The following is a 12,474-nucleotide window of genomic DNA, read 5'->3' on the forward strand; positions in this document are numbered from 1 at the left end:
GGCGGGGTCGGTGCTAGAGCAGGGCGCAGATCGCGGGTCGTTCCGCTGCACAAACCTTCATCAAGAGCCAAGCCCGTTCATCAACATGCCCGATCATCAATATGTCCTGACCTTGTCCTGTCCGGATCGGCCCGGCATCGTCTCGGCGGTATCGACGTTCCTCGCCCACAATGGACAGAACATTCTCGACGCCCAGCAGTTCGACGACATCGAGACCAAGAAGTTCTTCATGCGGGTGGTGTTCACCGCGGCCGATCTTGCCGTGGAACTGTCGGCGCTGCAGACCGGCTTTGCCGCGATCGCCGAGCGTTTCGGCATGGAATGGCAGATGCGCGACCGCGCCGCGCATCGCAAGGTGATGCTGCTGGTGTCGAAGTCCGACCACTGCCTGGTCGACATCCTCTATCGCTGGCGCACCGGCGAGTTGCCGATGACGCTGACTGCGATCGTCTCCAACCATCCGCGGGAGGTCTATGCCGGGCTCGATTTCGGCGGCATTCCGTTCCACCACCTGCCGGTGACCAAGGAGACCAAGCGCGAGCAGGAAGCGCAGATCATGGACCTCGTCGGCAAGACGAAGACCGATCTCGTCGTACTCGCCCGCTACATGCAGATCCTGTCGGATGATCTGTCGGCCAAGCTTTCGGGCCGCTGCATCAACATCCACCACTCGTTCCTGCCGGGCTTCAAGGGCGCAAAGCCCTATCACCAGGCCCATGAGCGCGGCGTCAAACTGATCGGCGCCACCGCGCATTACGTCACGCGCGATCTCGACGAAGGCCCGATCATCGACCAGGACGTCGAGCGCATCAGTCATCGCGACACGCCGGAAGATCTGGTTCGCAAGGGTCGGGACATCGAGCGCCGCGTGCTGGCCCGCGCGATCCGCTACCATCTCGACGATCGCGTCATCCTCAACGGCCGCAAGACCGTGGTGTTCGTGGATTAGCGAATGGCGAGTGGCGAATGGAAGAGGAGTATATTCGCCACTCCCTATTCGCCATTCGCTCCGCTAGCGCACCGGGCTCCCCGATGTCGTCCCCGTCGCGCCCTTCTGCGCCTGCTCTTCCTTCTCGCGGTCCGCGGCCGGCAGCAGCCGCTTGCGTTCGCGTTCCTTCATGTAGGCGTCGTATTGCGGTGTGCCCGGTCGCGGCGGGGCATCGGCCGGCAGGCCGCCGGCCCATTGCGGGACGTAGTCGCCCATGCCGGCGGAGAGCTTCTCGTTGACCGTGCCGCAGCCTGCAAGGCTGGAAGCGAGCAGGGCGACTGCGGCGATCGAAAGCGGACGGGTGCGCATGGACATCTTTAGGGTCGTGCCCGATCGGGCCTGGATGAGGAGCGCCGGATGGCGTCAGCGGCGAACCATAGCTCTCAACCAGTAAAATTGGCCTATTCAGCGGTGGGCGAGGATGTATACATGATAGGTATTATAATACGCAAACTTCGGTCTTGAAGCGCCCGTTTGAGCTGATACGGTATACATTACGTGCTTTCGTTCAGGTGGCTTGGGTCGGCGTGACGAGGGGCTTCACCGCGCAGCCGTGGATGTCCCGATTCTGCAAGTGAGAGGCGGAATCCTCCATCCACTGCATCGTGCGGCCTCCTTAGAGTGGCGCGTCAACGAGCCATCGCCATCCGGTCAGGGGCTTTTTCGTTGACAGGACCATTTTCTTTGTACAATCGTACAAATCTCCCGCCGCCGTTGAGGCGGATCACGCGGCTTGCGCCGAATGGTCGCCCAACGTCCGATTGACAACGGGGTTGCAGAGGACGCCATGTGGCCGCACGGCATGGCTTGTCCGCAAGTGAAGAGCGGCAAGGACCGGGCACTCGGTCCGGCTCACAAGAACGCAGGAATGAAGGGGAGGGACATTTGATGTTCGAACGCAAGATTTTTTCGCGGACTGCCGTAGCGGCCGCCATCGCAAGCCTCGCGGCCATCGCGCCGGCCAAGGCCGAGGACAGCGTCAAGATCGGCCTGATCCTGCCGATGACGGGCGGCCAGGCCTCGACCGGCAAGCAGATCGAGAACGCGATCAAGCTCTACATGCAGCAGAAGGGCGACACCGTCGCCGGCAAGAAGATCGAGATCATCCTCAAGGACGATGCCGCGATCCCGGACAAGACCAAGACCGCCGCGCAGGAGCTGATCGTCAACGACAAGGTCAACTTCATCGCCGGCTTCGGTGTGACGCCCGCCGCACTCGCGGCCGCGCCGCTGGCGACGCAAGCCAAGATCCCGGAAATCGTGATGGCGGCCGGCACCTCGATCATCACCGAGCGCTCGCCCTATATCGTGCGCACCAGCTTCACGCTGGCACAGTCCTCGACCATCATCGGCGACTGGGCGGTGAAGAACGGCATCAAGAAGGTGGCGACCCTGACCTCGGACTACGCGCCGGGCAATGACGCGCTGAACTTCTTCAAGCAGAATTTTACTGCGGGCGGCGGCGAGGTGGTTGAAGAGGTCAAGGTTCCCCTGCAGAACCCCGACTTCGCGCCGTTCCTGCAGCGCATGAAGGACGCCAAGCCCGACGCGATCTTCGTGTTCGTGCCGGCCGGCCAGGGCGGCAACTTCATGAAGCAATATGCCGAGCGTGGCCTCGACAAGGCCGGCATCAAGGTGATCGGGCCGGGCGACGTCACCGACGACGACCTGCTCAACAACATGGGCGACGCCGTGCTCGGCACGGTCACCGCGCATCTCTATTCCGCGGCGCATCCCTCGCAGATGAACAAGGATTTCGTCGCCGCCTACAAGAAGGCGTACGGCAATCGTCCGGGCTTCATGGCGGTGGGCGGCTATGACGGCATCCACCTGATCTACGAAGCGCTGAAGAAGACGGGCGGCGACACCGACGGCACCAAGCTGGTCGAAGCCATGAAGGGCCAGAAGTGGGAAAGCCCGCGCGGTCCGATCTCGATCGACCCCGAAACCCGCGACATCGTGCAGAACATCTACATCCGCAAGGTCGAGAAGGTCGACGGCGAGCTCTACAATGTCGAGTTCGCGACCTTCGAGGCGGTCAAGGATCTCGGCAAGACCAAGAAGTGACGCGCGAAAGCGCGTCCTCCCGGGGCGCGCTTAGCGCGAACCCGGGATCTCGCGAGCCACTTTCTGCGTCATGCCCGGGCTTGTCCCGGGCATCCACGCAAAGCCCAGACAAGAACGTGGATGGCCGGGACGAGCCCGGCCATGACGATAACTCCAAGCTGAGACGATGACCGCAATCCTCACCAACCTGTTCGATGGCGTTGCCTACGGCATGCTGCTGTTCGTGCTCGCCTGCGGGCTTGCGGTCACGCTCGGCCTGATGAACTTCGTCAATCTCGCCCATGGCGCCTTCGCCATGGCTGGCGGCTATGTCTGCATGGTCCTGGTCAACCGGATGGGCTGGCCGTTCTTCGCCGCACTGCCGCTCGCCTTCGTCTCCTCGGCCGCGATCGGCATTGTGCTCGAACGGACGCTCTACCGCCACCTCTATACGCGCAGCCATCTCGACCAGGTGCTGTTCACCATCGGCCTGACCTTCATGTCGGTTGCAGCCGTCGACTACATCCAGGGCTCATCGCGCGTCTTCATCAATCTGCCGGCCGCGCTCCAGGGCCAGTTCGACCTGTTCGGCGTCGGCATCGGCCGCTACCGGCTGATGATCATCGTGATTTGCGGCCTGCTCACCATCGCTCTGCAGATGGTGCTGGCCAAGACCCGCTTCGGCAGCCGCCTGCGCGCCGCCGTCGACGATCCCCGTGCCGCGAGCGGCCTCGGCATCAACGTGCCGCAGGTGTTCGCCTTTACCTTTGCCTTTGGTTGCGGCCTCGCCGGCCTCGGCGGTGCGCTTAGCGCCGAGATCCTCGGCCTCGATCCGTACTTCCCGCTGAAGTTCATGATCTACTTCCTGATCGTGGTCACCGTCGGCGGCTCCTCCTCCATAACAGGCCCATTCCTGGCCTCGCTCCTGCTCGGCATCGGCGACGTCGCCGGCAAATATTACGTGCCGAAGATGGGCCCCTTCGTGATCTACACCATGATGATCGTGATCCTGATCTGGCGCCCGAACGGCCTGTTCGGCCGCACGGCCGCGCGTTGAGTTCGCCGATGAACGCTGCTTCCGACGTCGGTTATCACGCACAGCGCCAGGCGCGCTGGCACTACGGCGAAATCGCCTTCTGGCTGATCGTGCTGGCCTGCGGCTTCGCCTTTCCCTCGCGCTATCTGATCATGACCGACATCCTGCGCCTGGCGCTGTTCACGATGTCGCTCGATCTCATCCTTGGCTATGCCGGCATCGTCTCGCTCGGCCACGCTGCCTTCTTCGGCGTCGGCGCCTATGCCGCAGGACTTCTCGCGCTTCACGGTATCGTCAACGAGCCCGTGCTCGCGCTGATCGTCTCAGGCCTGGCCGCGATGGTGCTTGGCTTCGCCACCAGCTTCCTGGTGATCCGCGGCGTCGACCTCACGCGCCTGATGGTGACACTCGGCATCGCACTGCTGCTGGAAGCGCTCGCCGAGCGCTTCTCCAACATCACCGGCGGTACCGACGGCCTGCAAGGCATCGAGATGCAGCCGATCTTCGGCCAGGTTCCGTTCGACATGTTCGGCAAGGCCGGTTTCTTCTATTCGCTGGCGGTGCTGTTCCTCCTGTTCCTGTTCGCCCGCCGCGTCGTGCATTCGCCATTCGGCCTGTCGCTGCGCGCGATCAAGAACAACCCGCTGCGGGCTGCGGCGATCGGCATTCCCGTCAACCGCCGCCTGATCGCCATCTACACGCTGGCTGCGTTCTATGCCGGCATCGCGGGCGCGCTGTTCACCCAGACCACCGCGATCGCCTCGCTCGACGTCTTCGCCTTCGAGCGCTCGGCCGATCTGATGCTGGTGCTCGTCATCGGCGGCACCGGCTATCTCTATGGTGGGCTGATTGGTGCGGTGATCTTCCGCATGCTCCAGGAATTGTTCTCCACGATCACCCCCCAATACTGGCAGTTCTGGATCGGCCTCGTGCTGGTCGTGATCGTGCTGGTCGGCCGGCAGCGCCTGCATCGCTGGGTGCTGTATGTGCCGAACCTGGTCATCAGACAGGTCGCAGGCCGTAAGGGGATCGTCGCCGTACCGGAGAGCGAGGCATGACCATCGCGCTCGAAACTCAGAAGCTCGAAAAGCAGTTCGGCGGCCTGCGCGTCACCCGCGATCTCTCGCTTAGGGTCGAGCAGGGGGCCCGCCACGCGCTGATCGGTCCGAATGGCGCCGGCAAGACCACGGTGATCAACCAGCTCACCGGCGTGCTGAAGCCGAACTCGGGTCGCATCCTGCTCGAAGGCCAGGACATCACCGATCTGCCCGTGCACAAGCGCGTGCTGCTCGGCTTGTCGCGCACCTTCCAGATCAACCAGCTCTATCCCGATCTCACCCCGCTCGAGACCATCGGTCTTGCCGTCTCCGAGCGTCTCGGCCACGGCGGAGACTGGTGGCGGCGGATGGGCACGCGCAGCGACGTCAATGGCGAGATCGCCGATCTCCTGACCCGCTTCCACCTGCTCGACGTCATGAACGAGCAGACCGTGACGCTGCCTTACGGCAAGCAGCGTCTGCTCGAGATCGCGGTCGCGATCGCGGCCAAGCCGCGCGTGCTGCTGCTCGACGAGCCTGCCGCGGGCGTCCCTGAGAGCGAGCGCCACGACATCCTCGCCGTGGTCGGCGCGCTGCCGCGCGACGTCACCGTGCTCTTGATCGAGCACGACATGGACCTCGTCTTCTCCTTTGCCGACCGCATCTCGGTGCTGGTCTCCGGCGCGCTGCTGACCGAAGGCCCGCCCGAGCAGGTCGCGCGCGATCCGCAAGTAAAGGCGGTCTATCTCGGCGAGGAGGCGGTCAATGTCTGACCTGCTCGCGATCGATTCCCTACGCGCGGGTTATGGCGAAGCGGTGGTGCTGCCCAACATGTCATTGCGCCTCGCCGAGGGGCAGGTACTGGCGCTGCTTGGCCGCAATGGCACCGGCAAGACCACGCTGATCAACTCCGTCGTCGGCGTCACCCGCCGCTTCTCCGGCTCGATCGTGCTCGCCGGCACCGACGTCACCAGCTTGCGGCCCGACCAGCGCGCGCGCGCCGGCATCGGCTGGGTGCCGCAGGAGCGCAACATCTTCCGCTCGCTCACGGTCGAGGAGAACATGACCGCGGTGGCCCAGCCGGGCCCCTGGACGGTCGAGAAGGTGTACGAGATGTTCCCGCGGCTGAAGGAGCGGCGGACCAACTTTGGCAATCAGCTCTCCGGCGGCGAGCAGCAGATGCTGGCGATCGGGCGCGCGCTCACGCTCAACCCGAAAGTGCTGCTGCTGGACGAGCCGACCGAGGGCCTTGCCCCCATCATCGTCGAGGAGCTCCTGAAGGCGATCGGGACCATCACCCGAGCGGGCGGCATCTGCTCGATCATCGTCGAGCAGAATGCCCAAAAGATTCTGGGGCTGGCCGACCGCGTTGTGATATTGGAGCGCGGAACGATCGTCCACGACGCCCCGAGCGCCGCGCTGAAGGCCGACCCTTCGGTCTTGGAGCGGCACCTCGGCGTCGCTGGGGCGGTGGCCCACTGACTTTTTCTTCGCCTCTCCCCGCTTGCGGGGAGAGGCAGTACAACGAGCGCCGACTGAAATTTCGGGAGAAACAAGAATGCAGCGAACCAGAGCCCCCTTCCGTGCCGACGAGGTCGGTAGCCTCCTGCGTCCGGCCAAGATCAAGGAAGCCCGCACCCGGCTCGAGAAGGGCGAGATCTCGGCCGACGATCTGCGCAAGATCGAGGACATGGAGATCGAGAAGGTCGTGCACAAGCAGGCCTCGATCGGGCTCAAGCTCGCGACCGACGGCGAATTCCGCCGCTCCTGGTGGCATTTCGACTTCCTGGCCAAGCTCACCGGCTGCGAGCTGTTCCACCCCGACACCGGCATCCAGTTCGCGGGCGTGCAGACCCGTCACGACGCGGTGCGCGTCATCGGCAAGCTCGACTTTCCCGCCGATCACCCGATGCTGGATCACTTCCGCTTCCTGAAGAAGATCGCCGACCAGGCCCACGTCACCGCCAAGATGACGATACCGTCGCCCGCTGTGCTGCACTTCCGCGGCGGCCGCAAGTCGATCTCCAAGGACGTCTATCCCGATCTCGAGGCCTTCTACGAGGACCTCGGCAGGACCTATCGCAAGGCGGTGAAGGCGTTCTATGACGCCGGCTGCCGTTATCTCCAGTTCGACGACACCGTGTGGGCCTATCTCTGCTCGCAGGACGAATTGCAGAAGGCGCGCGAGCGCGGCGACAATCCGGATGGTCTCCAGCAGATCTATGCGCGCATCATCAACTACGCGCTGGCCGAGAAGCCCGCCGACATGGTGGTGACGACCCATGTCTGCCGCGGCAATTTCCGCTCGACCTGGATTTCTTCGGGCGGCTACGAGCCCGTTGCCGAAACCATGCTCGCCGGCACCAATTACGACGGCTACTTCCTGGAATACGACTCTGACCGTGCCGGCGGCTTCGAGCCGCTGCGCTTCCTGCCCAAGGGCAACAAGGTCGTCGTGGTCGGCGTCATCACCTCGAAGTTCGGTGAGCTCGAGAAGAAGGACGACATCAAGCGCCGCCTGGAGGAAGCCGCCAAGTTCGCGCCGCTGGAGCAGCTCGCGCTCTCCCCGCAATGCGGTTTCGCTTCGACGGAAGAGGGCAACATCCTCTCCGAGGAAGAGCAATGGGCCAAGCTCAGCCTCGCGGTCGAGATCGCGAAGGAAGTGTGGGGCCAATAAGCCGCGGAGCTAGCCGCCCTCGTGCCCCGGACGCGCCGCAACGCTCCTGCGTTGCCGCGCAGAGTCGGGACCCATGCTGCTGGACTTGCTATTCGGAGATGTGGGCCCCGGGCTCAGCAGCGCACCGCTCGCTGGACGATGCTTCGCATCGCCAGGAAAGCGCTGCGCTGCGTCCGGGGCACGAGCGTATCTCACTTCTCCGTCAGATAAACCTCGCCCAGCAGCGATGAGTTCGTCCACGGGACCTGCTTGTTCTTGGTGGTCGAGACCACCTCCGCCCGCACCCGCGTTAGCATCTGCTGCACCTCCAGCCCGGGCGTCCCGAGGTGGCGGGAGAGCGCGGCGGAAAACGGCGAGTTGGCGCCTTCGCCGTCGAGCGCGACCTGGCCCGGCGCGGTTGCGAAGGCGATCAGCGTGCCGGCGCCCAATGTCGCGCCAGTGCCCAGGCTCGTCGGTGCCGCGAGGCCCGATGCGCCTTCGATGCCGCGATTGGTGCCGGCGCTTGCCACCTGCTGAGCCATGGGATTGTTGCGGCAGGCGTCGAAGATCAAGATGTTGGTGCGAACCTGGTCGTCGAGGCCGGCCATGATCGTGTCCATGTCGATCATCGCCTCGGTCATGCCCGTGCCCGACTTGAGCGCGACGTCGACGGGAATGAGATAGTTGCGGCCGTCGACCTGCACGCCATGGCCGGCATAATAGACTACCGCGACCTGCGCCCGGGCGGCTTCGCGCAGGAAGTCGCGCGTCATCTTCTGCATCGCGGCGCGATCAAGATCGATGCCCTCCGACACGGTGAAGCCGATGTCGCGCAGGCTCTTGGCGACGGCGCGCGCGTCGTTGGCGGGATTGGGCAGCGCCTTGACATGGGCATAGGCGCCGTTGCCGATGATCAGCGCCATGCGTGCGCCGCGAGCGGCCGGAGCAGGCGAGGGGGCCGGTGCCGCGCCGGTCTGCTGTGGGGCAGGAATATTCGCCGGCTGCGTCGTCGGCGAGGGCGCATCGCGCGGGATCGGCGCGCCCGCGTCCGTCACCAGCGACAGCCGGACCTTTGCGGTGGCCTGGTTGGCCTTGCTGCCGGCGTCGGACGCCACGATCGCCAGCGTCGCCTGGTAGTCGTCGCGCGCGCGGGCGTAGTCGCCCTTGGCTTCATAGGCCAGCGCGCGATGGGTGTAGCCGGAGATCAGCACGCTGTTCGGCGGCGTCATGATGTTGACCGGCGGCCTTTCCTTGGCCAGCCGGATCGCCTCGCTGCCGTCGGCGATGGCGCGATCGAGATCGCCCTTGGCGCGCCAGATCGCGGTGCGGTTGATCAGCGGCTGCGGCAGCGAAGGATCAAGCCGGATCGCCTGGTTGATGTCGGCCAGCGCCCCGTCGAGGTCGCCGAGTGCCTGCTTTGAGATGCCGCGGTTCTGGAATGAAAATACCGATTTCGGATCGGCCTTGATCGCCATGTCGTAATCGGCGATGGCCTTGGCATAGTCGTGCTTGCCGCGCCAGGCGTTGCCCCGATTGTGGAAGATGGTGCCGCTCGGCGGTCCGAGCGTCAGTGCGTCGTCGAAATCGGTGATCGCGATCTCGTAGTCGCCCTTGTCGTAATAGGCCGATCCCCTGAGATTGTAGGCCGCTTGGCTCGGCCGAAGTCGGATCGCTTCGGTGGCGTCCGTGATGACCTTCGAATAGTCGCCCTTCTTGTTCCAGCCCACCGCGCGCCAGAAATGAATGGTCGCGAGCTGCTCGCCTCGAAACACCTTCAACGCGATGATCTTGTTGCAGGCATCGATCATCTGCTCCGCAGGGGTCGTGTCGGTGGTGCAGAGCGGCCCAAGCTGATTGCGCGCCTGCGCGACCGCGGGCGCGGACCACAGGGTTGCGGCGAGAAGGGTAAGTGCGACGAGCAGGGGACGCATGGGGCCTCGGATGTCGGCGATGCCGACAGATTTGGGGGTGACTTTCTGTCGTCCCCGACGGATCGCCGGTTCAAGTCCTGCGGTTGCGGACGCGGTCTTACTTCCTCGGTTGGCGGGTGCGGATCTCGATGGAGCCGCCGGCCATCTGAACTTCGAACCGCGACAGGAAGCTCATGCCGAGCAAACCGTCGACCCCGGCACCATAATTCTTGCCATCCGTGCTCTGGATCGCCACGGGCACGTTGGTTGCCTCCAGCTTGCCGAGTGCAACCTTGTCGGCCCTGGAGAGCCTGGCCTTGCTCTGGCCGTTGGCCGTCATGAGCGTGATCTCACTGGTCCCCGCGTCGGGGATTTTGGCGCGGCTGGCAAAGGTGGACTTCACGGACACGTAGCTCGCGCCGGTATCGAGGATGAACAGACCGGAGACGCCGTTGATCGCCACCTTTACCGTGACGACGTCCTTCTGCCCGCGCAGAGGGAAGCTCTCTTTGCGAAATCCCGTCGATGTCGCGCAGTGGCCCTGGCTTTCGTAGTCGGCGATGATCTTCCGTGTCTGACTGGTATCGCGGGTGGCCGGATCGAGCGCGACCCACAGAGTGATCGGCGCTGTGGCCTCGCAGAATTTGTTGAGGGCCGCATAGGCGCCTGCCATGCGCAGGAAGACACGACTCGCGATCGATTTCTTGTCCGCGCCATAGAGTTCGATGGCATCCGAATAATCGGCCAGCGCGCGGTGGTAATCTTTCAAGCCTTCAAGTGCGACACCCCGCAGGTAATGCGCGTTGTGATTGGTCGGTGCGCGCCGGATGAATTCGTCGGCGACCTCAACGGCTCTGGGATAGTCCGTGAGCTTGAGATAGATGTCGATCGAACGGTGCAGCGCCGTGATCGGCGCGCCGCAATTCATGACGAACTTGTAGAGTCCATCGGCGGCCTGTCGCCGGTAGCCGAGCTTGTCCAGCATCAGCGCGAGATCGCTGATGCTTTTCTGGTCGCACGGCTCGCGCTTGAGCTCTTCGAGACGCAGCCAGACGAATGGGTCGCGCGCGGCCGCGACGGGCAGGGCGCCGATCCTTTCATAGACCGATGCGAATACTTCGTCGGGATTCTCGTCCAGGTAACCTGCGCGTGCGTCGCCCGATACGGCCGCCAGAAGACAAGAGGCGAGCCAAAACAACCTGAACATATCCTGCCCCGAACATCCCCATTCGTTACTATACCGGTAAGTGTAGGTGCGGCCAAATGCACGATGGGGTGTATTGGGAGGGGCCGGCGCGGTTATCGCCCAGGGAGTGGAGCAATTCTTGGGGTATTCCCTCAGTGGGCAGACTTTGCTAGGAGGGTGCGTCCCACTTGGTCTGCCCACCGCGTCCCACCCCATGAAGAACGACGAAATCCTGAGCCAGATCACGGAGTTCTGCCGCACGGCGGACATGGCGGAATCGACCTTTGGCCGGCGCGCGGTGAACGATGGGAAGCTGGTGCAACGCCTGCGCGAGGGCAAGCGCATCACCATCGACACGCTGGAGCGGATCCAGGCCTATATGGCGGCCTCGATGGCCGGCGGCGTGCCGCCGCCGCGGGGGCTTCAGGTGCCGCCCGAGAAGCGCGATCCGCGCGGCAATTTCCGCTTCTTCGAGAACCGCCAGAAATACCTGCTGTTCGTCCATACCTGCAGCGAAAAGCGGGTGATCGCGGACAGGGTGGCGCTGGAGCTCGCCTCGATCCATCCGCGCCCGCCGGCACTGCGCCTGTTCGACGCCGGCGTCGGCGACGGCACCGTGCTGGCGCGGGTGCTGCGCGCAACGCACCAGCGCTTTCCCCACATGCCGTTCTACGTCGCCGGCAAGGAGCTCAGTCTCGAAGACCTTCGCCTGACGCTGGAGAAGGTGCCGGACCGCATTTTCGAGCATCCGGCGTCGGTGTTCGTCTTCACCAACATGTTCTATTCGGAGGCGCCCTGGCTCACGCCGGCATCGCCTGCGGCAGCGGCCGCGACCGTCTGGCACGAAGTCCCGCTGCGGGGCGCCTCATCGGGGGAGTTCGAGCAGCAGATCGCCGAGTTGAGGCCGTTCCTGGAGCAGAACTGGCGCGCCGCGATCAGCCCACGCACCGCCATGCCGCTGTATGAGCGGCCCGTGGTTCTGGTGCTGTATCGCGAGGACCACAGGTTCCTGCTGGATTCGACCATTCCGCGGCCGGGCCAGACCGAAGCCAATTTCGATCTCGTCATCGCGTCCCAGCCCTACCGTGCCCTGTCCTCGGTCAACTTCCGGGCCAAGCGGATCATCGCACCTCTGGCGCGGGCGCTTCGGCCGGGAGGGCGCCTGATCGGTATCCACTCCCATGGCCAGGATCCGGGCATGGAAATGATCCAGGCGATCTGGCCCGGAGAAAATCCTTTCGCGGTGAGCCGTCATGAGCTATTGCGCGCCGTTAAGTATGAACTCGGATCGGTGGGCCGCGACTTAAATTTTAATGCATATGCGGATAACCGCTCGATCTTCAGGTATGATATGGAAGCGCTGCCCAACGAGGTCACCGGTACGATCGGGACCTCGACGGCCTTTGCAGCGTGGAATGCGGCGGTGTATGTCGCTCAGATTGAGGACGACCGGTTGACAGAAATGACTCAAAACGGCCGCACTCTGGATGCCGCCAGGGACGTGCTGCGAAAGTACAATGGGCTCTGGTTTCTCGACGAATCCTACGTCATCTCGCGCCGGCGTGAGTGACATTTCCACAGGTAAACATCGCAAACGCCCGCCGGCTTAGCGGCG

11 protein-coding genes are annotated in these 12,474 nt (G+C 64.1%); 8 read left to right on the forward strand and 3 right to left on the reverse strand.

Translation table 11 applies throughout. The annotated features are described in order from the left end of the window. Window positions 1-85 precede the first annotated feature (85 nt). Window positions 86-949: a formyltetrahydrofolate deformylase gene (purU, locus tag E4K64_RS02520; RefSeq protein ID WP_126255753.1), complete on the forward strand. Its 864-nt coding sequence runs from the start codon at window positions 86-88 to the stop codon at window positions 947-949. Window positions 950-1,012: 63 nt separating this feature from the next. On the opposite strand, the gene E4K64_RS02525 is transcribed toward purU, so the two are convergent. Continuing rightward, window positions 1,013-1,303 (reverse strand): hypothetical protein, encoded by a 291-nt coding sequence (locus tag E4K64_RS02525; RefSeq protein ID WP_209311929.1) that lies wholly within the window; start codon window positions 1,301-1,303, stop codon window positions 1,013-1,015. Window positions 1,304-1,876: 573 nt separating this feature from the next. On the opposite strand from E4K64_RS02525, the gene E4K64_RS02530 reads away from it, so the two are divergent. The 6 genes from E4K64_RS02530 (at window position 1,877) to E4K64_RS02555 (ending at window position 7,784) form a co-directional block, all read left to right on the forward strand. Further along, the gene (locus E4K64_RS02530; protein ID WP_135162002.1) at window positions 1,877-3,055 is read left to right on the forward strand and encodes an ABC transporter substrate-binding protein; all 1,179 of its coding nucleotides are present in this window, start codon (window positions 1,877-1,879) and stop codon (window positions 3,053-3,055) included. A gap of 166 nt (window positions 3,056-3,221) precedes the next feature. Then, window positions 3,222-4,091, forward strand: coding sequence for a branched-chain amino acid ABC transporter permease (locus E4K64_RS02535; protein WP_135162003.1), 870 nt, complete (start codon window positions 3,222-3,224; stop codon window positions 4,089-4,091). Window positions 4,092-4,099: 8 nt separating this feature from the next. Continuing rightward, complete coding sequence (locus E4K64_RS02540; RefSeq protein WP_135162004.1) at window positions 4,100-5,128, forward strand: branched-chain amino acid ABC transporter permease; 1,029 nt, start codon at window positions 4,100-4,102, stop codon at window positions 5,126-5,128. Further along, the gene (locus E4K64_RS02545; protein ID WP_126255757.1) at window positions 5,125-5,880 is read left to right on the forward strand and encodes an ABC transporter ATP-binding protein; all 756 of its coding nucleotides are present in this window, start codon (window positions 5,125-5,127) and stop codon (window positions 5,878-5,880) included. The genes E4K64_RS02540 and E4K64_RS02545 overlap by 4 nt, the downstream gene beginning before the upstream one ends. After that, window positions 5,873-6,589, forward strand: coding sequence for an ABC transporter ATP-binding protein (locus tag E4K64_RS02550; protein WP_135162005.1), 717 nt, complete (start codon window positions 5,873-5,875; stop codon window positions 6,587-6,589). Before E4K64_RS02545 ends, E4K64_RS02550 begins: the two co-directional genes overlap by 8 nt. Window positions 6,590-6,665: 76 nt before the next feature. After that, the gene (locus E4K64_RS02555) at window positions 6,666-7,784 is read left to right on the forward strand and encodes a cobalamin-independent methionine synthase II family protein (RefSeq protein ID WP_135162006.1); all 1,119 of its coding nucleotides are present in this window, start codon (window positions 6,666-6,668) and stop codon (window positions 7,782-7,784) included. Window positions 7,785-7,975: 191 nt separating this feature from the next. On the opposite strand, the gene E4K64_RS02560 is transcribed toward E4K64_RS02555, so the two are convergent. Both E4K64_RS02560 and E4K64_RS02565 read right to left on the reverse strand, forming a co-directional pair. Beyond that, window positions 7,976-9,694, reverse strand: a complete 1,719-nt coding sequence (locus tag E4K64_RS02560; RefSeq protein ID WP_135162007.1) for a caspase family protein — start codon at window positions 9,692-9,694, stop codon at window positions 7,976-7,978. 97 nt (window positions 9,695-9,791) lie between these two features. Then, window positions 9,792-10,880 (reverse strand): aspartyl protease family protein, encoded by a 1,089-nt coding sequence (locus tag E4K64_RS02565; protein ID WP_135162079.1) that lies wholly within the window; start codon window positions 10,878-10,880, stop codon window positions 9,792-9,794. Between the two features lie 193 nt (window positions 10,881-11,073). On the opposite strand from E4K64_RS02565, the gene E4K64_RS02570 reads away from it, so the two are divergent. Further along, window positions 11,074-12,429, forward strand: a complete 1,356-nt coding sequence (locus tag E4K64_RS02570) for a hypothetical protein (protein WP_135162008.1) — start codon at window positions 11,074-11,076, stop codon at window positions 12,427-12,429. The last annotated feature ends 45 nt before the right edge of the window (window positions 12,430-12,474 follow it).

It is taken from the genome of Bradyrhizobium frederickii (genome assembly GCF_004570865.1).
GTDB classification, from domain to species: Bacteria; Pseudomonadota; Alphaproteobacteria; order Rhizobiales; family Xanthobacteraceae; genus Bradyrhizobium; species Bradyrhizobium frederickii.